General features: G+C 64.2%; 28 protein-coding genes. 13 read left to right on the forward strand and 15 right to left on the reverse strand.

Features of this window, described 5'->3' with window-relative positions:
- Positions 1-17: 17 nt before the first annotated feature.
- Together AB7Z56_RS27390 and AB7Z56_RS27395 are read left to right on the forward strand one after the other, a co-directional pair.
- Positions 18-578: a DUF2478 domain-containing protein gene (locus AB7Z56_RS27390; protein ID WP_441256562.1), complete on the forward strand. Its 561-nt coding sequence runs from the start codon at positions 18-20 to the stop codon at positions 576-578.
- A 175-nt stretch (positions 579-753) separates the two neighbouring features.
- Positions 754-1,722 carry a helix-turn-helix domain-containing protein gene (locus AB7Z56_RS27395; RefSeq protein WP_208086110.1) on the forward strand — a complete coding sequence of 323 codons (969 nt, stop codon included), beginning with the start codon at positions 754-756 and terminating at the stop codon, positions 1,720-1,722.
- A gap of 16 nt (positions 1,723-1,738) precedes the next feature.
- Here the strand turns inward: AB7Z56_RS27395 and AB7Z56_RS27400 are convergent, their stop codons facing one another.
- From AB7Z56_RS27400 to AB7Z56_RS27420, 5 genes are all read right to left on the reverse strand, one after another.
- Entirely contained in the window at positions 1,739-2,323 is a 585-nt protein-coding gene (locus tag AB7Z56_RS27400) for a TIGR00645 family protein (protein ID WP_441256563.1), read from the reverse strand.
- A gap of 34 nt (positions 2,324-2,357) precedes the next feature.
- Positions 2,358-2,993 carry a TerC family protein gene (locus tag AB7Z56_RS27405; RefSeq protein WP_247307055.1) on the reverse strand — a complete coding sequence of 212 codons (636 nt, stop codon included), beginning with the start codon at positions 2,991-2,993 and terminating at the stop codon, positions 2,358-2,360.
- Complete coding sequence (locus AB7Z56_RS27410) at positions 2,990-3,352, reverse strand: hypothetical protein (RefSeq protein WP_439034565.1); 363 nt, start codon at positions 3,350-3,352, stop codon at positions 2,990-2,992. Before AB7Z56_RS27410 ends, AB7Z56_RS27405 begins: the two co-directional genes overlap by 4 nt.
- A 2-nt stretch (positions 3,353-3,354) precedes the next feature.
- Positions 3,355-3,828: a TerB family tellurite resistance protein gene (locus AB7Z56_RS27415; protein ID WP_441256564.1), complete on the reverse strand. Its 474-nt coding sequence runs from the start codon at positions 3,826-3,828 to the stop codon at positions 3,355-3,357.
- Positions 3,829-4,281: 453 nt separating this feature from the next.
- A complete protein-coding gene (locus AB7Z56_RS27420) occupies positions 4,282-4,662 on the reverse strand; it encodes a nuclear transport factor 2 family protein (protein WP_441256565.1) in 381 nt (126 codons plus the stop codon).
- Between the two features lie 176 nt (positions 4,663-4,838).
- Here AB7Z56_RS27420 and AB7Z56_RS27425 point away from each other — a divergent pair, with 176 nt between their 5' ends.
- The 4 genes from AB7Z56_RS27425 (at position 4,839) to AB7Z56_RS27440 (ending at position 9,479) form a co-directional block, all read left to right on the forward strand.
- The gene (locus AB7Z56_RS27425; protein ID WP_441256566.1) at positions 4,839-6,596 is read left to right on the forward strand and encodes an MOSC domain-containing protein; all 1,758 of its coding nucleotides are present in this window, start codon (positions 4,839-4,841) and stop codon (positions 6,594-6,596) included.
- Between the two features lie 64 nt (positions 6,597-6,660).
- Positions 6,661-7,257, forward strand: coding sequence for a redoxin domain-containing protein (locus AB7Z56_RS27430; protein WP_441256567.1), 597 nt, complete (start codon positions 6,661-6,663; stop codon positions 7,255-7,257).
- 51 nt (positions 7,258-7,308) lie between these two features.
- Positions 7,309-8,775, forward strand: a complete 1,467-nt coding sequence (pdxR, locus tag AB7Z56_RS27435) for a MocR-like pyridoxine biosynthesis transcription factor PdxR (RefSeq protein WP_441256568.1) — start codon at positions 7,309-7,311, stop codon at positions 8,773-8,775.
- Between the two features lie 74 nt (positions 8,776-8,849).
- Entirely contained in the window at positions 8,850-9,479 is a 630-nt protein-coding gene (locus AB7Z56_RS27440) for an FMN-binding negative transcriptional regulator (RefSeq protein ID WP_063984011.1), read from the forward strand.
- Positions 9,480-9,531: 52 nt separating this feature from the next.
- On the opposite strand, the gene AB7Z56_RS27445 is transcribed toward AB7Z56_RS27440, so the two are convergent.
- A complete protein-coding gene (locus tag AB7Z56_RS27445; RefSeq protein WP_231144580.1) occupies positions 9,532-10,017 on the reverse strand; it encodes a hypothetical protein in 486 nt (161 codons plus the stop codon).
- Positions 10,014-10,610 carry a hypothetical protein gene (locus AB7Z56_RS27450; protein WP_231144579.1) on the reverse strand — a complete coding sequence of 199 codons (597 nt, stop codon included), beginning with the start codon at positions 10,608-10,610 and terminating at the stop codon, positions 10,014-10,016. The genes AB7Z56_RS27445 and AB7Z56_RS27450 overlap by 4 nt, the downstream gene beginning before the upstream one ends.
- A 203-nt stretch (positions 10,611-10,813) precedes the next feature.
- On the opposite strand from AB7Z56_RS27450, the gene AB7Z56_RS27455 reads away from it, so the two are divergent.
- The 4 genes from AB7Z56_RS27455 (at position 10,814) to AB7Z56_RS27470 (ending at position 14,626) form a co-directional block, all read left to right on the forward strand.
- A complete protein-coding gene (locus tag AB7Z56_RS27455) occupies positions 10,814-11,644 on the forward strand; it encodes a class II glutamine amidotransferase (RefSeq protein WP_063984013.1) in 831 nt (276 codons plus the stop codon).
- Between the two features lie 20 nt (positions 11,645-11,664).
- The gene (locus AB7Z56_RS27460; RefSeq protein ID WP_063984014.1) at positions 11,665-12,891 is read left to right on the forward strand and encodes a carboxylate-amine ligase; all 1,227 of its coding nucleotides are present in this window, start codon (positions 11,665-11,667) and stop codon (positions 12,889-12,891) included.
- 26 nt (positions 12,892-12,917) lie between these two features.
- Complete coding sequence (locus AB7Z56_RS27465; protein ID WP_175618061.1) at positions 12,918-13,139, forward strand: hypothetical protein; 222 nt, start codon at positions 12,918-12,920, stop codon at positions 13,137-13,139.
- Positions 13,140-13,486: 347 nt separating this feature from the next.
- Positions 13,487-14,626, forward strand: coding sequence for a hypothetical protein (locus AB7Z56_RS27470; protein WP_441256569.1), 1,140 nt, complete (start codon positions 13,487-13,489; stop codon positions 14,624-14,626).
- Between the two features lie 60 nt (positions 14,627-14,686).
- Here AB7Z56_RS27470 and AB7Z56_RS27475 read toward each other — a convergent pair whose 3' ends face one another.
- The 5 genes from AB7Z56_RS27475 to AB7Z56_RS27495 all read right to left on the reverse strand — a co-directional run bounded on the left by AB7Z56_RS27475 (position 14,687) and on the right by AB7Z56_RS27495 (position 16,746).
- Positions 14,687-15,307, reverse strand: coding sequence for a hypothetical protein (locus tag AB7Z56_RS27475; protein WP_063984015.1), 621 nt, complete (start codon positions 15,305-15,307; stop codon positions 14,687-14,689).
- A 28-nt stretch (positions 15,308-15,335) separates the two neighbouring features.
- Positions 15,336-15,671, reverse strand: a complete 336-nt coding sequence (locus tag AB7Z56_RS27480) for a hypothetical protein (protein ID WP_063984016.1) — start codon at positions 15,669-15,671, stop codon at positions 15,336-15,338.
- An 85-nt stretch (positions 15,672-15,756) separates the two neighbouring features.
- On the reverse strand, positions 15,757-15,909 hold the full coding sequence (locus tag AB7Z56_RS27485; protein WP_187387736.1) for a hypothetical protein: 153 nt from the start codon (positions 15,907-15,909) through the stop codon (positions 15,757-15,759).
- 157 nt (positions 15,910-16,066) lie between these two features.
- Positions 16,067-16,270, reverse strand: coding sequence for a hypothetical protein (locus AB7Z56_RS27490; protein ID WP_063984017.1), 204 nt, complete (start codon positions 16,268-16,270; stop codon positions 16,067-16,069).
- Positions 16,267-16,746: a hypothetical protein gene (locus AB7Z56_RS27495; protein ID WP_155795277.1), complete on the reverse strand. Its 480-nt coding sequence runs from the start codon at positions 16,744-16,746 to the stop codon at positions 16,267-16,269. Before AB7Z56_RS27495 ends, AB7Z56_RS27490 begins: the two co-directional genes overlap by 4 nt.
- Before the next feature lie 463 nt (positions 16,747-17,209).
- Here AB7Z56_RS27495 and AB7Z56_RS27500 point away from each other — a divergent pair, with 463 nt between their 5' ends.
- Together AB7Z56_RS27500 and AB7Z56_RS27505 are read left to right on the forward strand one after the other, a co-directional pair.
- Complete coding sequence (locus AB7Z56_RS27500) at positions 17,210-18,217, forward strand: alpha/beta fold hydrolase (protein ID WP_063984018.1); 1,008 nt, start codon at positions 17,210-17,212, stop codon at positions 18,215-18,217.
- A gap of 108 nt (positions 18,218-18,325) precedes the next feature.
- Entirely contained in the window at positions 18,326-19,621 is a 1,296-nt protein-coding gene (locus tag AB7Z56_RS27505) for a DUF892 family protein (RefSeq protein WP_063984019.1), read from the forward strand.
- Positions 19,622-19,890: 269 nt separating this feature from the next.
- On the opposite strand, the gene gor is transcribed toward AB7Z56_RS27505, so the two are convergent.
- The 3 genes from gor to rpiA all read right to left on the reverse strand — a co-directional run bounded on the left by gor (position 19,891) and on the right by rpiA (position 22,687).
- The gene (gene gor / locus AB7Z56_RS27510) at positions 19,891-21,279 is read right to left on the reverse strand and encodes a glutathione-disulfide reductase (RefSeq protein WP_063984020.1); all 1,389 of its coding nucleotides are present in this window, start codon (positions 21,277-21,279) and stop codon (positions 19,891-19,893) included.
- Positions 21,280-21,410: 131 nt separating this feature from the next.
- The gene (locus AB7Z56_RS27515; RefSeq protein ID WP_063984021.1) at positions 21,411-21,959 is read right to left on the reverse strand and encodes a DUF2059 domain-containing protein; all 549 of its coding nucleotides are present in this window, start codon (positions 21,957-21,959) and stop codon (positions 21,411-21,413) included.
- A 2-nt stretch (positions 21,960-21,961) separates the two neighbouring features.
- Positions 21,962-22,687, reverse strand: a complete 726-nt coding sequence (gene rpiA, locus AB7Z56_RS27520; protein WP_028146742.1) for a ribose-5-phosphate isomerase RpiA — start codon at positions 22,685-22,687, stop codon at positions 21,962-21,964.
- Positions 22,688-22,852: 165 nt separating this feature from the next.
- On the opposite strand from rpiA, the gene AB7Z56_RS27525 reads away from it, so the two are divergent.
- Positions 22,853-23,527, forward strand: a complete 675-nt coding sequence (locus tag AB7Z56_RS27525; RefSeq protein ID WP_063984022.1) for an HAD-IA family hydrolase — start codon at positions 22,853-22,855, stop codon at positions 23,525-23,527.
- Positions 23,528-23,557 lie beyond the last annotated feature (30 nt).

Here is a 23,557-nt window from a genome sequence, read left to right on the forward strand (position 1 = left end):
CGAAGCAGAGGCCGACCATGTTCGATGCGCAATGCGACCTCGCCGCCCTCGTCTACGAGGCGCATCAGGACCCCGACGCGGTCCTGCGCAGCTTCGCGGCGGATCTGAATGCGCGTGGCTGTCGCGTCGTCGGCATGGTTCAGGCCGGCCAATGCGCGGATTCGAGCCTGTCGGCCGTGCTGCTTCACAGCGGCGAGACGCTTCTGCTCGCGCAGGATTTCGATCCGGCCGCCCGCGGCTGCCGTCTCGATCTCGCGCGGCTGCAAAATGCGGGGATGCGGATCGCGGACGCCCTCTCGCATGGCGCCGATCTCGTCATCATCAACCGCTTCGGCAAGCGCGAGCGCGACGGCAAGGGCCTGTCCCATCTGATCGGACGCGCGCTCGACGCCGACATTCCCGTGGTGATCGCGGTTGGCAGAGACCATTTCGCCGACTGGATCAAGTTCGCCGGCGGCATGAGCGTCAGGCTCGGCTGCGAGCCCGACGCGTTGGAGGCGTGGTGGCGGAGCATCTCCACAAGCAACACGCGGCTTGACGTCGGATCACATCCTACGGTGTGCGAAATTCTGAAGTGAACGATCTGAGCCTGCCGGACTCGCGTACTTGTCCGTGAAGTCCTCACAGCGGCGCGCCGACTTCCCTGTCGCTGCCGCGCAGGCAGTAGTTTCCCGGAATATGGCCGACGGTCGGGCCTCTGATACGCTTGTGCGGATTCAACCCGCTCCCCCCGACATGCCCTGGGATCCCGAAATGCCGGTCCGTCGGCTAAAGCCATCGCGCGTCCTCGGCGTCGAGCGCTTCTCGGACTTCGACGAATTCCGCGCCAACGAGGTGCTCGGTCTCGGCACCAGCACGCCGCTCCATCCGCGGGAATTCTCGCTGTCTCGCGCCATCCTGCCGCTCCGCGACGGGCTCTTCGTGCTCCAGCGCTCCTTTGCACGGCGGTTTGAGGCCGAGATCGGCACGGACAACGGCGTCGGCCTCGTTGTTCCCCTCACCTTTCACTCCATCGCCAATGGCCGCGAGGTCGATAGTTCGATGATCGCCGTCATGCGCGGCAAAGCCCCCGTCAAGGCGATCGAGCATCACCCCAACACTTACCTGATGCTGCGCTTCAACTCGGACATGCGCCATCGCGGCTGGGCGGATTTCGACACCGGCCTCGCCTATGTCCGCACGCAGGACGATCCGATGACGCGCCTGCGCGCGGCTATCGTGGAGATGTTCTCGCTGGCGTCGGCATGCAACGATCCCCGGCAATTCGAGGCGCTCTACCGCCCGATCCAGGAAACGCTGCTCGCCGGCCTCGACGCCACCCTGCTGCCGGCAGGCGCACGCAGCGCCCGCCCCGGTTCATTCGACAAGCACCGCAAGCTGATCGCGCATCTCGACGACGTCGTTGCGCTGTTCGGCAGCAAGCCGCTCTACAGCGACGACCTCGCCGCCGCGCTCGGCGTGTCCGTGCGCACGCTCCAGGTCGCGACGCACGCGGTGCATGGCGTGAGCCTGCATCACTATCTGCGCCTCAAACGGTTGTGGGCCGTTCGCGTCCAGCTCATGACCGGGGGCGATGGCTTGACCGTCAAGGCCGCCGCACTCGGCAACGGCTTCTGGCACCTGGGCGACTTCTCAAGGAGCTACAGACTGGCCTTCGGCGAAGCGCCGTCCGAGACGCTGGCACGCGGACGGCGTCCGTTGCATCTGGCCATCGGCGCCTGAGAGTGCGGATCGCCCCTCAGGCGTGACCGTTCTCCTTGCGGTGCCCGCTCTCGCTGATGCGGTCGACCCAGGCGATACCGATTGCGGAAATGATGAAGGTCAGGTGGATCAGCACCTGCCACATCACGCCGGACTCGGTGAAATTGCTGCGCGTGGTGCCGAGATTGCCGGCCTCGATGAAGGTCCTGAGCAGCGAGATCGAGGAAATGCCGATGATCGCCATCGCGAGCTTGATCTTCAGCACGCTGGCATTGACGTGGCTCAGCCATTCCGGCTCGTCCGGATGGCCGTTCAGGTTCAGGCGCGAGACGAAGGTCTCGTAGCCGCCGACGATTACCATGACCAGCAGGTTCGAGATCATGACGACGTCGATCAGTCCGAGCACGACCAGCATGATCTGCTGCTCGCTGGCGTCGAACGAGTGCGCAACCAGGTGCCAGAGCTCTTTCAGGAACAGCAGCACATAGACGCCCTGCGCGACGATGAGGCCGACATAGAGCGGCACTTGCAGCCAGCGCGAGCCAAAGATGAGTTGGGCGAACAGGCCGATTTTCGGTCGCGGCCCGGCGTCCGCCGAAGGTGCTTTGGGTTCAGGCGTCATGGATCACTCCGGATTGCAGGCTGGAATTGTCGCCTCAGAGACTCGCGATGACAGGCGCGAGCTCGAGCGAACCGCGATAGATCATCTCGAAGGCGACGTAAACGATGATGGCGAGACCGACATAGGCGATCCAGCGCTGCTTCTGCAACACCCGGCCCAGCAGATCGGCGGCGACGCCCATCATCGCGACCGACAGCAACAGTCCGAACGCGAGGATGTAGGGATGCTCGCGCGCGGCGCCTGCGACCGCGAGCACGTTGTCGAGCGACATCGAGACGTCGGCGGCGACGATCTGCAACGCCGCCTGCCCGAAGGTCTTGCGCGACGCCGGTGCGCTGCCCGCGCTGCCGCCATGGCTCAACGCGAGCTCGGTGTGCGCGGACTGCTCGCGCAGCTCGCGCCACATCTTCCAGCACACCCACAGCAGCAGCACGCCGCCGGCGAGCAGCAGGCCGATCACCTGCAGGAGCTGGGTCGCGACGCCGGCGAAGACGATGCGCAAGGCTGTGGCGGCGACGATGCCGACGATAATGGCGCGGCGGCGCTGCTCGGCCGGCAGGCCGGCGGCGGCAAGGCCGATGACGACGGCGTTGTCGCCGGCCAGCACGAGGTCGATCAGGATGACCTGGAGCAGCGCGGTCAGCGCGTCGGCGGTGATGAATTCAGTCATGATTGATCATTTTTCGATGCGGACGGATCGAGCCATTGCGGCTTCTTCCGCTCGACCCAGTCAAGGACCTTGGAGCGCGAGGCGCGCAACGCGGGGACGTCTTCGGCGAGCAATGCGAGGCCGAGCGGCAGCATCCAGACTCCGAGCACCGGCAGGAAGGAGAGCACGCCGCCAACAATGAGCAGCGCGCCCGACGGGATCCTCACCCAGCGGCTGGACGGTTTCAGCAGATAGGTGACGGTGTCGCCCATGCGCGGCGGCAGGCGGCGGACGAGCTTGTCGAGACGCGGGTCGCCACCGGCCATCTGGCCGGTGGTGCCCCCATTTCCTGCCGTACGCTCGTCCGATGCTGCACTCATGCTCACTCCTGCGTGGCGGCGCGCCGTTCAACGCCTGCGCTGCCTGGCGCCACCGGTTTTGCGCGCGGCAGCACCAGCGTCAGCAGGCGCAACAGCTTGATCGCCTGCACCTCATGGGGATGCACGTCCTCGTCCGCAGCCGCGACGCGCTCCGACAGTTCCATCAAATGGGCCGACAGCGGCAGGTCCGAGACCGGACGCAACGTGTCGATCACCACATTGGCAAAGTCGGGCTCCTCGAGCCGTTCCGCCAGTTCGTCGAATATCGCAAACAGCCGCTCGTCACTCATGTGCGGTGCCAGTCCGCGATCCCTGATGAAGCGGATCACCTCGTCGCGCTCGACCGGCGAAACGCGCCGGTCTGCGACGGCGACGAGCGCGCCGGCGATCACCAATGCGACCGCAGCCTGCTCGTTCAGCCTGGACGGTTCCGTGATCTCGATCTCGGTCGGATTTGAAGTGGCGGCGTCGGACATCGTAGCTCCCTTACGTTGCGAAATGACCGCGCGGGGCTGAGATGGGGACGATTGAGTCGGAGAGAACTCGAGAAGGCCCGACGATCGGCCGATCCATCGCATTCGCGCGGGACAGGTCATCCGACATCGCGAGGTTTTGCCGACATGGTCAGCGTCCTCGCCAGAGGGGCCCGGATTCTTGTTCGCTCCAGACATAAAGATGGGTGGGCCGGAATCAAGGCGAGCGGAGTGCGACCAGCCGCCGCATCGGGTTCCGTGTCAGTGGATCTGGTTAATCAATGGTGCGCGTCTCTCCGTGTCCCGAACGCGCTGCAACGCCCTTCGCGTTGCTGCGCAGAGCCGGGACCCAGAAGGCCATGCATTCCGCCGCAATATGGGCCCCGGCTCAGCAGCGCACCGCCGAAGAGGCGCTGCGCTGCGTCCGGGGCACGAGACCGCCGTTTGACGCGCGTCTCACCTCACGACCTCGACAAGATGTGCGCGCGACGGTGCTGGATCGAACTTCTCGCCGAAATATTGCGTCTCGTGCGCCACCAGTCCTTCGCGAAATTCCATGATGCTGACGACATAGGACGGCACGCCGTCGTAGGTCAGCACGAACTCGCTCACCCAGAGATCGCCGCCGCCGACGATCCGGCGGACCGTGAAGCGCTTCTTGTTGGGCTGCACGAACCGGCTTTCCTGTATCGTCCTGCGGCCGCGGATGCGCTCGCCGGACTGCGGATAGTCGAGCACGGCGTCCTCACGATAGATGTCATGCTCGGCCTCGAAATCATTCGCGTCCGACGCATCCCAATGGCGCTGAAGGGCCGCCAGTATCGCCTGATCATCCATCGCGCTCTCCCGTCTTGCGGTGTCTGTTCCCCAGATCGGGGCGCGGACAGCCGGCGACAAGACTGTCTAGCAACGTCTAACAACGACTAACGGGCCAAAATTCCGACATGGATGCAGATTGGCATTGGAGCGACCTGGAAACCGCCAGAGCCGCGCCCGTCACACCGGGGAACCCCATGACCCGTCTGCTCTCCGTCAACGTCGGCCTGCCGCGCGACATCGCGTGGCAAGGCAAGACCGTTTATACCGGCGTCTGGAAGACGCCCGTCAGTGGTCCGCGCAGGGTGCGCCGGCTCAACATCGACGGCGATGGACAGGGCGATACCGCCGGTCATGGCGGCGAGCAGCGCGCCGTCTACGTCTACCAGCAGGAGTCCTATCAATATTGGCAGGAGCACCTCGGTCGAGCGAACCTCGTCCACGGTCAATTCGGCGAGAATTTTACCGTCGAGGGCCTGGCCGACAGGGACGTCTGCATCGGAGACCGTTACAGGATCGGCTCTGCCCTGCTCGAGGTGACGCAGCCACGCGTCACCTGCTACCGGCTGGGGATTCGCATGGAGGAGCCGGACATGGCCGCGCTGCTTGTCAGGCACGGCCGGCCCGGCTTCTATTTTCGTGTGATCGAGGAAGGCGACGTCGAGGCCGGCGACGAGATCACGCAGATCGCTGATGGCCCCGAACACATGAGCGTGTCCGAGATCAATGCGCTGCTCTATCTGCCCCCTCACCCGCGCGACCGCCTGGAGCGCGCGCTGAACATTCCGGCGCTGAGCGGCGGCTGGCGTCATTCCTTCGAGGCGCTGCTCGAGCAGCAGCGCAAGGACACGACAGCGGGAAACGCCGGGCTCGGCCCGGCGTCGAGCCCGCCTCCGGCCTGGCGTGGCTTCCGGCCGTTTCGCGTCGCGCGCAAGATCGCCGAAAGCGGCAACGTGACGTCGCTGATCCTCGAACCCACGGACGGACATCCCGTCGCCGCCGCCCTGCCCGGGCAATTCGTCGTCGTGCGGCTCGGCACCTCCACTGCACCGGCGATGACGCGCAGCTATTCGCTGTCGAGCCGTTCCGATGCCGCGTCCTGGCGCATCAGCATCAAGCGCGAAGCCCACGGCGCGGCAAGCCAATATGTCGCCGACGAGGTCAAGATTGGCGACGCTGTGCAGATCGGCGCGCCGCGCGGAAGTTTCACGCTACGGCAAGATGCGCGGCCCGTCGTCTTGCTGAGCGCCGGCATCGGCGTAACACCGGTGCTTGCGATGCTGCACGCCCTCGCCGCGGAAGCATCGACGCGAGAGGTCTGGTGGCTGCACGGCGCCCGCAACGGTCGCGAACATGCGTTCGCCGCCGAGGTGCGCGGGCTGTTGGCTGAGCTGGCCCACCATCACAGCCATGTCTGCTACAGCGCGCCCGATCCGGGCGATCGTCTCGATGTGGATTTCGACTCGATCGGACGTCTGGACCTCCGGGTGCTTCAAACCCTCGGCGTCCCCTCAGACGGCGATTTCTATCTGTGCGGGCCGGCACCGTTCATGACCGATCTCTCGCGCGGGCTTGCCGGACTCGGCATCGCAGCGGATCGCGTTCACACGGAGATGTTCGGCGCCGGACCATCCCTGACACCCGGCATAGCGGCCACCCCGCAGACGCGAGCGCACTTGCCGGCCGGCGCAACCGGCCCGGGTCCGATGGTCTCGTTCGCCCGCAGCGGCCTCAATGTTTGCTGGGGACCGTCATATGCCAGCCTGCTCGAACTGGCCGAAGCGTGCGACGTTCCCGTGCGCTGGTCGTGCCGCACCGGGGTCTGCCACAACTGCGAGAGCGGGCTCGTGGCCGGATCCGTCAGCTACGCGCCGGACCCACTTGACGCACCGGCGGACGGCAATGTCCTGATCTGCTGTTCAAGGCCCCAGGGCGACGTCGTGATCGATCTGTGAGTGTTGGCGCTCACGCCAGACATGCGAGAAGACATGCGAGAGTTCGAAGACATGGGAGAGTTCAATGCGACCTGACATGATGCCGGGAGTAACCTTCCCCGACTACGAGCTCAGCGACCACACCGGCAAGCACCGAAAGCTCTCCGAGCTGCAGGGCGGCGATCCGATGGTGCTCGTTCTCGGCCGCGGCGGCTTCTGTCCGAAGGACCGCCGCCAGGCCGAAGGCCTGCTGCAACTCCATCGCGAGATGGAGGTCGGCTACTGCCGGCTGGTCACGATCACCACCGACAACATCACCCAGACCAACGAATATCGCAGCGGCGTCGGGGCGCACTGGCCTTTCCTGTCGGATTCGCGGCGGATCGTTCAGAAGGATCTCGACATCGCCGAATACACCGATCCCGTCCACAATCCGATGATCCCGCATGTCATCGTGCTGGAGCCCGGCCTGCGCGTTCACAAGATCTATAACGGCTACTGGTTCTTCGGACGCCCGACCATCGAAGAGCTGCGCCAGGATCTCCGAGCCGTCAGCATGAATTGCCGTCCGGACTGGGACATCACCGCGCCCGGGCTGAAGGCCCTCTGGGATCAGGGCCACAAGGAGCATTTTTATCCCTACGGCAAGGCTTACGTCGAAACTCTCGGCGAACGGGATTAGAACCACATTCCGGCATCGTCCGTTCGGACGAATGCCGAGCCAGGAATGTGGATGGTCCAGATGAAGACGACTCCCGGCGATCGCGCCGGCCGCATGGGCGCGCGCCAGATCTACGAAGCCCTGAGGGATCAGATTCTGACGCAGGTCTACGGGATCGACGGCCTGCTGCCGTCGTCGCGGGCGCTTGCCGGCGAGATGGGCGTGGCGCGCTCGACCGTGACCGTCGCCTATGAACAGCTCGCCGCCGAAGGTTTTATCGAGACACGCCATGGCGCGCGGCCGCGCGTTGCCCGCGCCGTCGTCGAACGCGGACGCGGGCGCGCCGCATCGCGGCCCTCGGCGCGCAAGGTACGGCTGTCGGCCTTCGGCGAGCGGCTTCGGTCGGACCCGCCGCGCTGGATTGAGCCGCCGCGCGGGCTCATCGCCAACTTCCGCTACGGCGAGCTCTCGCCGTCGGATTTCCCGGTGCTGGCATGGAAGAAGGCCGTGACGGCTGCGATGGCGCGCAAGCCCGAGCGGCTGGCCTATGACGACCCCTGCGGCGCGCTGCGGCTGCGGACCGCGCTTCAGGGCTATCTGTGGCGATCGCGAAGCGTCCGCTGCGAGGTCGATCAGATCGTTGTCGTGAACGGCTCGCAGCAGGGCCTCGACATCTGCGCGCGCCTCCTGCTCGACGCCGGTGACCGCTTCGTGATGGAGGATCCCGGCTACCAGATGGCGCGGCACACGCTCGCGGCGATGGGCGCCGAGACGGTGCCGATCCCCGTTGACGCGGACGGACTGGAGACAGCGCGGCTCGACGGCATCGAGGCCCGGCTCGCCTATGTGACGCCGTCGCATCAATATCCACTCGGCGGCGTCATGCCGATCGGGCGCCGGCACCAATTGCTCGCCTGGGCGCGGAAAGCCGACGCCTACGTGATCGAGGACGACTACGACAGCGAGTATCGCTACGACACCAGGCCGATCCCGCCGCTGCATGCGCTGGAGGGCAGCGACAACGTGATCTATCTCGGCACCGTCTCCAAGACACTCTCCCCGACCTTGCGGATCGGCTACCTGGTCGTGCCCGCCGGGCTGCGATCCCTGTTCGCCGCCGCCAAGCAGATCATGGACCGGCACACGCCGCTGATCGAACAGCACGCTCTCGCTTCGATGCTCGAAAGCGGCGCCTATGACAGCCACGTCAGGCGCGTGCGCCGGCGCAACGCCGAGCGTCAGCAGGCGCTGCTCGCCGCGTTGCGCCGCCGGTTCGGAGATCGCGTCCGGATCGAGGGCACGGCGGCGGGCCTGCACGTGGTGGCGTGGCTCGACGATCTGCCGCAGAAGCGCGAAGATGCATTGATCCAGGCGGCTCGCACGAAAGGCGTCGGCGTCTATCCCGTCTCCGCGTTGTTGGTCGGCCCACGCAGGGCGCGGAAGACCGTCGGTCTCGTCATGGGCTATTCGGCGCTGGAGATTGCGCAGATCGAGAGAGGCTGCAAGATTCTCGCGCAGGCCGCCGCCGAACTGGACTGATTAAATCATGTAAAACTGGCCGTTTCATATAGGCCAGATTTCGGCTATCTCCGCATCAAGAACGGAGACACGCCATGTACATCCCGCCCGCCTTCAAGGACGACGACATCGAGAGCATCCGCGCGACCATCCGCGGCGCCCGGCTCGCCAGCCTCGTGACGGCGACCAGCGAAGGTCCGGTCGCCACGCCCCTGCCGCTGTTCCTCGACGAGAGTGAAGGCGAGCACGGCGTGCTCTATGGGCATGTCGCCAAGGCCAACCCGCAATGGAAGCTCCCGCCGATCGGCGATGCGCTCGCCATCTTCAACGGCCCCGACGCCTATGTGACGCCGTCCTGGTATGCGACCAAGCAAGAGACGGAAAAGGTGGTGCCGACCTGGAATTACGTCGCCGTGCACGCCTATGGTCCGGTGGAATTCTTCCAGGAGCCGGAGCGCCTGCTCGAGGCCGTGACGCGGCTGACGAACAGGCACGAGGGCGCGCGCGCAAAGCCGTGGGCCGTCAGTGATGCCCCCGCCGATTTCATCGCCGCGCAACTGCGCGGGATCGTTGGCGTCCGCATTCCCGTCGTGCGGTTCGAGGGCAAGCGCAAGATGAGCCAGAACCGCCCCGAGGCCGATCGTGTCGGCGTCGCGCAAGGTCTTGCGGCAAGCGAGGACGCGCATGATCGCGAAGCTGCCGCCCTGATCCCGCTTCCGGTCTGAGAGAGCGGGATTCTCGGTGCTGAGAGGCTTCACCGAGAGTCTCCGTGGACCATCAGCTTGCGCAGGAATGCGCGACGACGCGCTCGCCCCTCACAACGGCTTCCGCCAGTTTGCGCCCGACGTCACCGAAATCCGATAGGGCAAGATAGCCTTGCGCGTAGGCTTCCTGCGTCAGGCGTTCGAAGCGCTTGTCGTCTCCGGTCGACCATTGCTTGGCGATGTAGTCTGCCCCGGCTTTCCCGAAAATCTTGGGGTAGTGTTCCATGTCGTTCTGACGACGATAATAGTAGTAGTCGATATGGGCGACGAATTGCTTCCGCCCCTCTCCCGCGCAACGCGATCCATAAGGGCGCTCGAACGCCAGAGCGGTCTCGCGGCGCAAGCCTGCGCGACCGTCCACGAAGATCTCTTCGTTGGAACCATAACCCGGACCATCGACCGGTGCTGCTGGTCGCTGGGCTGTCTTCTGCGGAGCGAATGCCCAGGCGGCGACCTGCCAGATGACAAGCGCCCAGACGATGAACCAGGCGCGGCTCATTTGAAGCTCGCCGACGCCTGCTGCCGTGGCAGGCATACCGGAGACGGATCAAACAACATACCAGGCCCGGTGAACCAGAGAACGACGTCGCGGATATCCTCCGGGAAGTCTTCCTTGACGATGCCCTTTTGTTTGAACGCCTCGGCCAGCTGCGCCTTGACGCGAACGTCCAGCGGCGTGGAATACGCGGCGTTCGCCCGATCGCGCTTCTCTTCACTGCAGAACATGCCCATTCTCGGATTTGGGCAGTCGTAGATCTTCACCCAGCCCCGCGCATAGGCCTCCGTAGCCGCCCTCAGGTTCGCCTTCATGGTGTCGTCGCACGGCGACATCGCGTAAGCGGTGCTTGCCTGCAATGCGTCCATCCGCAGTGCGTCTTGCTTCGGGTCCTTGTCGCTTTGCAGGGTGTGCTCCGCTTCCCAATCCTTCCGCTGCTTGGCCTTTGAATGCTCATCGCCGAACGAGGAACTGAGCGTCGGCCTCAATTCACCGACCAGCGAAACGTGCGACACCGGAAATCCGCGAATCGCCCAGGAGACGCCCACGAACGTGGAGACGAACGCCATGCAGGTGAAAAGAACAAATCGGCTCATGATGCGCACTCAAAATTCGCGCGCAACCTAACCGTGTCGGCGTTAAGAGACGTATTAATGCGCGGGTTCCCGCAATGCAGGGTAAATGAACGTCTAAAACACGCCGCAGAAATGATCCGGACTTTGCAGAACACATCGCCGGGGAACCCAACACAGGCGATCTTGTTGGTGAACCTTACGCCACATCCTGACAGGAAGGCCGCATGTGCCGCTGGATCGCATACCGGGGCGAGACCACCTCGTTCGAGCCTTACGTCACCGAGCCCGAGCATTCGCTGATCGCGCAGAGCATCCGCTCGCTGCAATCCACCGCGGGCTCGAACGGCGACGGCTTTGGTCTCGGCTGGTATGGCGAGCATCCGGAGCCCGGCCTTTACCGCGAGACCCGTCCGGCCTGGTCGGACGAAAACCTGCGCTACCTCTGTCGCCATCTGCGCTCGCATCTGTTCTTCGCCCATGTGCGCGCCGCCACCGGCACGGCGGTGACGCGGCAGAATTGCCATCCGTTCGCCTGCGGCCAGTGGATGTTCATGCACAACGGCTTCGTCGGCAGCTGGAATCGCCTGCGGCGCAAGGTCGAGGCGCTGATCCCCGATGCCTACTACCCCTCGCGGCTGGGCACGACCGATTCGGAAGCCGTGTTCCTCGCCATGATGGGCGCGGGACTCGACAGCGATCCACTTGGCGCAACGCAAGCCGTGCTGCAATCGCTGGTCGGCCTGGTCAACGAGGGCGAGCTTCGTGAGCGCCTGCGCTTCACCAGCGCGATCGCAAACGGCCGGGATCTCTATGCGTTTCGCGTCGCGGTCAACGATGCCGCCAACACGCTCTATTATCGCGAGGCCGGCGGCGGCCAGGTCGTCGTCGTGTCCGAGCCGTTCGACAAGGAAACGGACTGGACGGAAGTTCCGCCGAATCACGCGCTGGTCGCGCGCGCGTCCGAAAACGTGAAAATTGTTCCGTTCGACGTTGCAATTTCCGGTGGGTCCGACGCGGAACCGGCCCGCGTCATGCGGATTATTGCCCGCAGGTAATACCACTGCCGGGTGGCCCTATGACATTTGCTTCAGACGTTTTGAAACTGCTGCGCCTCGATTCCTCCGATGACAAGCAGCACCTCGTCATCCGCTCTGCCGGCGGACGCGGCAAGGCGGCTGAATATTCCTTCGGCATCGAGGAGGAATACTTCCTCGCCGATCGCCGCAGCTTCGAGGTCGCGATCGAAACGCCCAACGCCCTGTTCGAGTCGGTGAACTGGTCCACCGGCGGCCAGGCGATGCGGGAGATGCTGCAATCCCAGCTCGAGGTTGCCACCAACGTTCACGTCGATGTCAATGACGCCCGGGAAGAGCTGCGGTTCCTCCGCCGCGAGGTCGCCAACGTCGCCGCGCAATACGGCTTCGTCATCATGGCCTGCGGCACGCATCCGACCGCGGTCTGGCGGATGTCGCAGCCGAGTCCGAAGCCGCGCTACGAGGAGATGATCGAGGATCTGCGCAGCATCGGCCACCGCAACATGATGTGCGGCATGCATGTGCACGTCCAGCTGCCCGATCCCGAGAAGCGGATGGCGGTGATGCGGGCGATGCTGCCGCATCTGCCGCTGTTCATCGCGCTGTCGGCCTCCTCCCCGTTCTGGAATTCCCACAAGACCGGGCTGAAGGGCTACCGGCTTGCCGCCTATTCCGAGCTGCCGCGCACTGGCTTGCCCGAACTGTTCGAAACCAGGCACGACTACGACGAATATGTCGGCGCGCTGCAACGCTCCGGCGTGATTCCCGACGAGAGCCATATCTGGTGGGCGATGCGGCCGTCCATGAGGCATCCGACCCTCGAGCTTCGCGCGCCCGACACCTGCACTTTCATCGACGACGCCGTTGCCATCGCCTCGCTCTATCGCTGCCTGACGCGCCATCTTTATCTGCGGCCGCATCGGTCGAAGGAGGTCACGGTGGTCGAACGCGCGATTGCGGTCGAGAACAAATGGCGGGCCCAGCGCTACGGCACCGATTGCATCTTTGCCTCGAAAGACGGGCCGGTCACCATCTCGGAGCTGCTGGCCCGGATCATCGACGACGTCGCCGGGGACGCAGCCGCGCTAAACTGCGCCGCCGAGGTCGAGCACTGCCGGACCATCGTGGAGCGCGGCAGCTCGGCGGAATTCCAGCTTCGCGCCTATCGCGAGAATGCGGAGGACATCGGGGCGGTCTCGCGCTGGATCGCAGCCTCGACGATCTCGGGCGCGAGCGCTCCGATCGGAAGCGTTCGTGCGCCGTCATAGCGCCCGCGCAAGCTTGGCGAACGACAATGTCGCTCCTGAATTCGGTGATCGTGGAGGAACGCGTGAATCGCGTCACGTCTTGCGCTGGCTGCGGCCACGGACTTGTACCGCTGCTTTCGGCCAAGGGCCGCGCGGAGCTCAGCTGCCTCTGGTGCGAAGGCATCGACGCGCGAACGGTGGACATGGCGAAGTGGGCGGACAGCCCCATCGGCAAGCCCGAGCGGATCACACGTCAGCCGTTCGAATGAGCGGTTGCGCATGCCCGGCCGCCGGCCTTTGCTGATCGACGCGACCTGCGCGGCTGCACGATCGCACCAGGGCTTGCCGACAAATTAGACAAGACGCACCCCGTCGCCGGGGTTGCGGGCTCGGCGATGTGGCCCAGGCAAGGCAGCCTGACCTGCCGTCTAACCTCAGGTGCAATCTCGATTTTTCATCGCGCCGTGCGGAGCCGCCGAGCCCGCGCATCGTGCTGCATCCCGACTGGCCCAGAATTCGCAAGGCAGCGTCAGGCCTGATTCCCTGCTCCCACGAATTGGCGCAGCAAGATGCGTGCGCCCGGAGACCGGATGAGCGGCAAAGATCGGAGAGTGCCATGAACGTGCATGCCGCCGGCGATCTCAAATTTACCGGCCTCACCCATCCGAACGGCGCGCCACTGCGCCTCAACGCTCAGGATTTCGTGGCGATCGATCGCGACAGGAACGCCAGGTTCGAAGCGACGTACCGGCCGCAAGCCCTCTACAACCGCGCGAACGAGGGCTTCCACGCCAACAACGAAACCTTCCTCCTGCACGAAGTCGCGACGAACCTCCCGATCTACCGCCCGGACACCGGCCCCACCGATTTCCATCTTCATCTTCCGCCAGGCGGCTTTCAGCTCGTGCTGGTCACCTCGGGCGCCTTCACCTTCGACTACGACGGGCGCTTCTACAATGTCGGCCCCGGTGCGGTGATGTTGCAAAGCGCGATCGTCCACCGCCAGCTGTTCTACACTTGGTCGGGACTGTCGACCGAAGAAAACCTGAAGACGCCGCAGACCGTGGTACCCGATCCGATCTCGATGGGCTACTCTGGCAAATTCCTCGAAGCCTTCGTGACCGATCCGACGACCTTTCCGAACCCGACGATCGTCGGTCCGGACCAGATCAACGAGGCCGAGACGCCGCGCGTGGCCTGGAGCCACCCGCTGCACAACCGGCCGGCCGACGCGGGCTTCTGGCTTCAGGATCCCCTCGCGCTGGACGCGCTGTTCAAGCCACTCGTCGACGGTCCGATCAAATCGGCCTTGCCGGTGTACGTGCGCGACATCGGCATCGAAGTGCCGAGCGGCCATCTCGTCACCGGCCACATCATCGCAACCGACCCACCCGGCCAGTCGCTGCTGCCCAAGAGCACGTCGATCGCCGCGGACCCGACCTGTTTCGCCAAGAGCGAGGTCGTGATCTATCGCGTCATTCGCGGCACAGCCGAGTTCAAGAAAAGGTCCGGCGAGGCATTTGAACTCTCCGCCGGCGATGTGGTGACGGCAGGCAAGGGCTCGATCAGCCTTGTCGGCCTCGGCGAAAACACCCAGGTCCTCAGGCTCGGCCTGCTGAAGGGCATGAACGAGCTTCGCGGCTGGACGCCGACGCAGCGCGACGAGATCGACGGCCTCGCCGGCCAGATCATCACGCAGAAGGACATCCGTCCCCTGCGCACCGAGGGCAAGCCGGTCGGGTATCTGTACGCGTAGCCGCGCAAAAAAGACGACCCGCCGAAGCGGGCCGTCGCGATCTCATTTGGCGCATGAACTTTAGCGCACTGATCCACTATAGAGCTGCCGCTCCTTGCGAACTTCGTCCGCGCCGTAGGGCTTGCTGGCGGGATCGAACGACTTCCATCCGGTCTTCTGCCAGGCCGCGCTGCGGTCACGCAAATTGACGGACGACTCGTTCAGGACCGCGTCAAGGCGGGATCGATCGGCATCTGCGACCCGCGCCGACACCAGCGTGCCTCCCCGACGCACGCCCTCGGCGTAGGAGTCCGCATCTTCCCGCGAAATGCCGGCCTCAGTCATCGCTCCGACGACACCGCCGGTGGCGGCTCCGGCGGCCGCGCCGACCGCGGTGGCGGCGAGCCAACCGGCTGCAACGACGGGTCCGAGGCCGGGGATTGCGAGAAGGCCGAGACCGGCGAGAAGGCCGGCAGTGCCACCCACGCCCGCACCGATGCCGGCGCCCTTGCCGGCACCTTCGGCGCGGTCGTCGACGCCATCGCGGTCACGGTCTACCTTCTTGTCGGTGTTGAACCAGCTGTCCGAATTATTGGCGACGATGCTGATGTCCGAATGCGGCACGCCGGCAGCTTCGAGACGCTGAACCGCCTGCTGCCCAGTGCTGTAGTTGTCGTAAAGACGAGAAATTGTAACGGTCATTGTGTGTCCTTCTTATTTGCTTAATGGCTTACTTGGCCGAATTGACGTTGCCTTGAAAGTCGACGCTGACCGCGGTGGCAGATCCACCCTTGCTGGCATGGCCGCGCCAAACACCGTTGTCGTCCTTCTTCAGTTCGGTGACGTTGGCGTAGCCGGCATCCTCGATCTTCGACTTGGCTTGTCCTTCGGTGAAACTGTTGCGACCTGCGACAGGAGCGTCGGAGTTGTTTTGCCCCGCGCTGTTGACCGCGCTGTTGTTCGGTCCGGACTGCGCCGGTGGATTTTGTGCCGAGGCCGGAGCAGCTGCGAAGGCGGTGGCCGCCGCGAATAAAGAAATGCAAACGATAAACGATGGGCGCTTCATGATGGTCTCCAGTGTCTAAGGAGTGATCCAAGCCCCCATCAGAGCTTTAGTTCCTACGTCTCGCGCTTTGACATCTCCTTCACGCTCAGGTTCTGAAGAATATCATCCACGTCATCACCATGAGGATGACTGCAAGTCCCACACTCACACCCAGCAGCATCAACACGCTGGGACCGAGCTCGCCTTGGCGCGCTTCGAGCGCAGTCTCAACGATGCGGCCGCTCTTGTCTCGATCCATGTCATCTGGTCCTTGCATTCCGGGGAAAGGTGACCGTTTGCCTGCGTCAGACCCGGCAGTGCTGCCCACGCCAAATCGTCCATGGGTCTCAATCGGACCCTTGGTGGTTCGTTACTATTGGCAAACGGTGAAAGCTCGGGCTCGAGATCTGCGCTGGCTATCCAGGCAAGCGGCGTCCCGGAGCGGTCAGACAGGAGTTGATATCGGCAGCCATCTTGTTCCGGTGTGCCTTGCTCAGCAGCGCATCCCGCTCTGGGCCGGGTTCAAGGTGCGAGGCCTCTTCACGCAGCCTCAGTGCATCAGCTGCGAGACGCTCGGCAAGTGAATCCGCCTGACGCACGCGGTTGCGCTTCTCATTCATGACGAACGCCCCTGCGTTGGCATCGGAATCAAATCAGCGCTTTGCGGCTGCGGTCGCGAGACCGGCGGCGTCGCGCCATCGAGCCACTCCTGCGTCTCCGCGAGAGCGAGCCAGGCATCGCCCATGCTCCTGAACTGCTTGCGCGCCGCGTCGTTGGCAGCGGTGTCTTCCAGCGTCAGGCAGTGCCCGGCATTCTGCCGAAGATGCTCGGACTGGCTCAATTGGATATCAGTGCTGCTCGTGGCATCGGCAGAGGTCTGCCAGGAGTTCTTGCACACAGGGCACCGCCACTGATTGACGAAGTTCCCGGTGGGCAAGTAGGTCGCATGCAAGGGAGCCGCCACTATTCGCCCGCAGGCGGTACAGCCGTTGGGCCGTTGTGACGGGGATTGCTGTGTCTCGTCCTGAACCGCTTTCGCGCTCCAGCGGCGATCGAACTTGCGGCAGAGATGCAGGGGATAGGAGATAACGTTCAATGCGCGCCTCCGGTTGTGGCGGGAGCGCGGCAGCGTCTCTCTGTCACCGGCGCCTGTCATGTCTGTGCGGGTGATATCCTGGATATGGTGTCGCAAATGACATTCACCAGTGCGCGGCCCCGAGGAACCACGCCTTTACCTCCGATCTACGGCATTTTCCGACTGCTGGCTGCATCGATTGGATTAGGAACATCTCTCCGTCCCTCCTGTTGCGTCTGCACGACATGATCCGTGAATGCGCATGCCGGGAGGTCCGGACCAGCACTGTTCCGGGTCCCAAGAAGGCGAAATCGATCCCTGCTCGATGGTGCTGATCCGGTCTCCGAACCGCACCCGCGACGCACGGAAATCTCCTCCAGCAAGAATCCGGCGCCATCGCGGTCGTGATGCGACCAAGGGCGTCAATGCGGAAGCGTCCCTTCCCCACTCTCCAACAGCTGGCCGCAGTCAGCGAAAGTGTCACATGCGCATACTGAAAAAACGTTCGCCATCTTTGGCGGCCACGGCCCTTCATGCTCTCGCAGAACATCCCTTGGCCTCCACGATTGCCGCGACGGCCGGCCTGCTCGCAGCGGCCGCGTTCGTCAATCGGCGCCTTGCCGACAAGGCGCAGCGTGATAATCCGCCCCAAGGGCGGTTCATCGACATCGACGGTGTTCGGCTGCACTATGTCGAGCGCGGGTCCGGACGCCCGCTGGTTCTGCTCCATGGCAATGGCAGCATGATCCAGGATTTCGAGTCGAGTGGCCTGATCGATCTTGCAGCCAAGGACTATCGGGTCATCGTGTTCGACCGTCCCGGCTTCGGGCACAGTCTGAGGCCGCGCAACGTGGTGTGGACGCCGGCCGCCCAAGCCGACCTTTTCAAAGACGCGCTTGCGCACCTTGGCGTCGACAAGGCGATCGTGCTCGGACATTCCTGGGGCGCATCGGTTGCGATCGCCCTGGCAAGCAGGCACCCCTCATTGGTCGAAGCCTTGATACTGGCGTCGGGCTATTATTTCCCGACGGCCCGCACCGACGCGATGATGGCGATGGCCGGGCCGGCGATACCAGGGTTTGGCGACATCCTCAGTCACACGATCTCGCCGATCCTCAGCCGCCTGATGTGGCCGACGATGCTGCGGCAGCTGTTCGGGCCCAAATCCGTCCCGGAAAAATTCGACGGCTTCCCCAAATCACTGGCGGTGCGTCCGTCGCAGCTTCGTGCGGGTGCCGCGGAAGCGGCGTTGATGGTCCCTTCTGCGATGCTGTCGGCGAAGACTTACGGCGAATTGGCCATGCCGGTCACCATCCTGGCCGGCGAGGACGACCGCCTCATCGACATCGACGAACAGTCCGGCAGGCTGCATGACGAGATCAAGCACAGCAAGATGCGTCGCGTCCCGAATGCGGGTCACATGATCCAGCAATCGGATACGGCTGACCTGATGGCCGCTGTCGACGAAGCCGCGGCGGAAACGCTGCATTGAGCCACCTGATTCTCCCGAGAAGCATCTGGTCGCGGCACGATCCGAATTAGGAACGTCCAACACAGCGCTCAGTTGGCCCCGGTATCTCCTGTAGTCAAAGGTCTTTCCATGTATCATCACGTCAAAAAGCTCATGTTCACAGTCCGGGTCGACGAGCCCGATCCCCGGTTCGGCAATATGCTGCTGGAGCAATTCGGTGGCGCCAACGGCGAGCTTGCGGCCGCCATGCAGTATTCCATTCAGGGTCTCAACTGCGAGGATCCCGACCGTAAGGATCTCCTCATGGATATTGGAACCGAGGAGTTGAGCCACCTTGAGGTCGTCGGATCGCTCGCGCGGCTGCACTTGAAACCCATGAAGTTCGATCGCGAAGCGGCGGAAGCCGATCCCTTGATCGCGATTGCCGGAGGCGGCGGTGTCAATCTGTTCAACTCGCAAGGCAGTGCCTGGACGGCGGACTATCTCAAGATCACCGGAGAACTCGACGTCGATCTGCGCAGCAACATCGCCGCAGAAGCTCGGGCCAAGATCGTCTATGAGCGCCTGATCAATTTCTGTGATGACGCCGGCACCAAGGACGCCTTGCAATTCCTGATGACACGGGAAATCACCCACATGAAGGCGTTCTCACGCGCGCTGGAAAGCATGAACAAGCCCACGTTCAGCATCGGCCGCATCGCTCCGACGCCCGGTCTCGTGGACCAGTTCTTCAACGATTCGACAGGGTCCGGCGACAATGGAGAAATCGACACAAGAGGTCCCTGGAATGAAGGCGAGGACTGGGTGTTCATGGAATCACCGGCACTCCAGAGCGGCGATCCCGGCGCAGCGCCTTCCATCGTTGCCGAAAGCTCGCCATCGGAACCGTCCGTTGGCCTTGACGACCTGCTGATCGATCAGCTGCGGGATCTCCTGCACGCGGAGAAGCAGTTGACCAAGGCATTGCCTCAGATGATCGAGGCTGCCCGCTACGACCAGCTCTCCGAGCTGTTCACCGTTCACCTGGCCGAAACCGAAGCGCAGATCGAGCGTCTCGACGAGTGCTTCGAACTTCTTGGGAAGAAGCCGCGCGCCAAGGCTTGCAAGGGCATGCAGGGGCTTGTCGAGGAAGGCGACGAAGTGATCAAGGAGGGCGCCAGGAAGGACGATGCCGCTGCGGATCTCGCGTTGATCGGTGCGGCACAGCGTGTCGAGCACTACGAGATTGCCGGCTACGCGACCGCCCGCAACCTGGCGCAGCAGTTGCGTCACACCGCCGTCGTCGCGCTGCTTTCCAAGAATCTGGCGGAGGAAGAGAACGCGGACCAGTTGCTCAATCAGGTCGCACGTTCGTTGATGTCGGTTGCGAAGATGCCCGCCGCCATCGAGCAGACCTTCGCCGAGGATGAGCCCGCCGGAGGCTAGGTCGGCCTTGAACCATTGACCACAAGGCAACGCGGCCCCTGCAGGGGCCGCTGCGCCACCACAGCCGGAAAGGATCTAGCATGCCCCCGAAGATCAAAGAACATACCTGCCCGCTGTGCAATGGAACCGGCTTTCCCAAATCCAAGGAGCCAACGCACCCGGGTCGCAAGATCTATCCAGTCAAATGCGAGTCCTGCCAAGGCAAGGGCAAGATATCGGAGATGACGTGACGTGATCTCAGTGCTTTGAGGTCGCGCTAAAGGCCGGTCCTACTCCGCCGCCTGCCGTACATGCCGCGCCGTCGGCGTGCGCATGGTGACCAGCTCTTCGGCCGCGGTCGGATGCAGCGCGATCGTCGCGTCGAAGTCGGCTTTGGTCGCCTTCATCTTCACCGCGATCGCGACCACCTGGGTGACCTCGGCGGCGCAATCGCCGACGATGTGGCAGCCGAGCACGCGGTCGGTCGAGCCATCGACGACGAGCTTCATCAGCACGCGGGTGTCACGGCCGGACATCGTCGCCTTGATCGGGCGGAACGTCGTCTTGTAGATGTCGACGTGGCTGAATTGCGCACGCGCCTCGGTCTCCGTCAGACCGACCGTGCCGACCTCCGGCTGCGAGAACACCGCGGTCGGAATGTAGGAATGATCGACCTGCACCTCGCGCTTGCCGAACACGGTGTCGGCAAACGCATGCCCCTCGCGGATCGCAACCGGCGTCAGATTGTGCCGGTGGGTGACGTCGCCGATCGCATAGATGTTGTCGACCGAGCTCTTCGAGAAATGGTCCACCGCGATGCCGCCATTCTCGGGGTTGATGGCGACGCCGGCCTTCTCCAGGCCGAGATTGGCGACCGACGGATGGCGGCCGATCGCGAACATCACCTGGTCGGAAGCGAGGCTCGAGCCGTTCGACAGATGCGTGGTAAATTCCTCGCCGTGCCGATCGACCTTCGCCACCGTGCAGCCGGTGAGAATGGTGATGCCCTGTTTTTCCATCTCGCTGCGGACGTGGGCGCGAACGTCCTCGTCGAAACCGCGCAGGATGTTGTCACCGCGATAGATCACGGTGACGTCGGAGCCGTAGCCGGCGAAGATGCCGGCGAATTCCAGCGCGATATAGCCGCCGCCCTGGATCACGATCCGCTTCGGCAGCTTCTTCAGATGGAACGCCTCGTTGGAGGAGATCACGTGCTCGATGCCGGGGATCGAGGCGCCGTGGTTGGGCGCGCCGCCGGTGGCGATCAGGATGTATTTTGCGGTGATCTTCCGGTCGTTCTCGAGCAGGCGGACGGTGTGCTTGTCCTCGATCACCGCGCGACTCTTGACGACCTGCGCGCCCGACTTCTCGACATTCGTCGTGTAGGCCGCTTCCAGCCGCGCGATCTCCTTGTCCTTGTTGGCGATCAGCGTCGGCCAGTCGAAGGTCGCGGGCGGAACGGTCCAGCCGAAACCGGCGGCATCTTCCAGCTCGTGACGGACATGCGAGCCGATCACGAACAGCTTCTTCGGCACGCAGCCGCGGATCACGCAGGTCCCGCCCATGCGGTACTCTTCCGCGATCATCACACGCGCACCGTGGCCGGCCGCGATGCGGGCGGCACGCACGCCGCCCGAGCCGCCGCCGATGACAAAGAGGTCGACGTCGAATTCAGCCATTGTCCACTCCGACCTCTTCTTTCAGCGCATGATCCGGAGAAGTGTGCAGCGGTTCTCCGATAGGATCATGCGCAAATAACAGCCTAAAGCGCGATGACGCGCTTCAGGGGTTTCTGATCAGATAGGTACTGTCAGATTTCCTTGCCACGCTTGCGCATCTCGGCACGGAAGGCACCCATCACGGTCTCGGAGAAGTTCTGGGCCCAGGAGTTCATGAAGGCCATGCTGAGGCCGATGGCGCGCGGCTCGGCGTCGATCAGCTTCTTGCCCAGCGGCGACTTGTAGAAGGTGACGAGGTCCTTCAGTTCCTGCTCGGTGAACTCGCTGGCATAGATCTGCGCCATGCCTTCGCCGATCTCGTTCTGGCGGCCGTTGAGCTGCTGGGCCACGATCGGCGCGACCTCGCTGAGCTCCTTCTGGTAGTTGAGATTCTGCTGGATCAGCGTGATCTTGGTCTTCTCGACCATGCCAGGCACGGCGCCCTGATACATCGCGGTGGCGTTCTTGATCTGCAGGATTTCCTTGGCCGCCGCGATCGCCGCAGGCGAGGCTTTCGGCGGGGCCGGCGCGGGAGCAGCCTTCTGGGCCGGCGCGGCCTGCTGCGCGATCGCCGGGACCGCCAAGACGGCCAGTCCAGCAGCAAGCGTCGCGGCCGGCAAGAATCTCAATACGCTCTTCATTCCTAGTCTCCTTTCGGCTTACGCCGTTCAATCACGCGAATTCCCTCGCCGCCCGCCAAAACGGCCGAGCTGGCCAAGCCGATAAACAAGCCATGCTCGACCACGCCGGGGATCGAGCTCAACGCCTTGGCGAGGCCAGGCGGATCCACGATGCGTCCGAGCTGAGCATCGAGAATCCAGTGGCCGCCATCGGTGACGAAAACGTGGCCATCCTTGTCGCCGCCTTTGGCTTTGCGGACCGCCATTTGCCCGGAAACGCCGCATTCGGCAAATGCCTTCTCGATCGCGCGGCGCGTCGCGCCGAGCCCGAACGGGATGACCTCGATCGGCAGCGGAAAGCGGCCGAGCGTCGGCACCCATTTGCTGTCGTCGGCAATCACGATCATGCGATCCGAGGCGGCCGCCACGATCTTCTCGCGCAGCAGCGCGCCGCCGCCGCCCTTGATCAGGTTGAAGTCGGGATCGATCTCGTCGGCGCCGTCGACGGTGAGGTCGAGATGATCGATCTCGTCCAGCGTCGTCAGCTTCACACCGCAGCGCTCGGCATCGAGGCGCGTCGCCTCCGAGGTCGGTACGCCGATCACTTTCAACCCGGCCTGCACGCGCTCGCCGAGCAGCTCGACGAAATGCTTGGCGGTCGAGCCGGTGCCGAGCCCGAGCTGCATGCCGTCACGCACCTCCTCGAGGGCGCGCGCCGCAGCCTGCCGCTTCAACTGGTCCATGTTCACGATGCGCCCGCCCCTGAATTTTAGAGTGTGCCGCCGATAGGTTGCTTGCGGCGGCCTATGTAGCCTCGTTTTTCCCGCCGGAACAGGCCTCCGGGCCGATCTTATAAGGTGAACTTATGGCTTCGGCCCTTGCGCCGATCCGGCCGGCCCGATAGCGCTGGAACCATGACCTCCCCTTACACCCTCGTCTTCGATCTCGACGGCACGCTTGTGGATACGGCGCCCGACCTGATCACCGCGCTGAATTTCGTGCTCGACCGCGAAGGGCTGCCGCCCGTGCCGATGGCCTCGGCCCGCAACATGATCGGCGCCGGCGCCCGCAAGCTGATCGAACGGGGGCTGGAGGCCGAAGGCCGCATGGTCACGCCGGCGGACATGGACCGGATGACGGCGGATTTCATCGCCTATTACGCCGACCATATCGCGGTCGAATCCCGCCCGTTCGAAGGGCTCGAGGCCGCGCTCGACCAGTTTGCCGCCCAGGGCCACCGGCTGGCGGTCTGCACCAACAAGCTGGAATGGCTGTCGAAGCGGCTTTTGGACCAGCTCGACCTCACCCGCCGCTTTGCCGCGATCTGCGGCGCGGACACCTTTGGCGTCCAGAAGCCCGATCCGACCATTTTCCGCGAGACCGTGGCGCGCGCCGGCGGGGCGGTCAAAGCCAGCATCATGGTCGGCGATGCCGGAACCGACGTCGGCGTGGCCCGGCGCGCCGGGGTGCCCGTGATCGGGGTCAGCTTCGGCTATACGGACGTGCCGATCGCCGAGCTGAAGCCGGACCGGCTGATCCATCACATGCGCGACCTGCCGGCCGCGGCCCACAGCCTGATGACTGCCTAGGAACCACAAGCCTCTGAGATAACTGCCATA

Origin of the sequence: Bradyrhizobium sp. 482_C4_N1_8, from assembly GCF_052075965.1 — a bacterium.
In the GTDB taxonomy this organism is placed as follows: domain Bacteria; phylum Pseudomonadota; class Alphaproteobacteria; order Rhizobiales; family Xanthobacteraceae; genus Bradyrhizobium; species Bradyrhizobium barranii.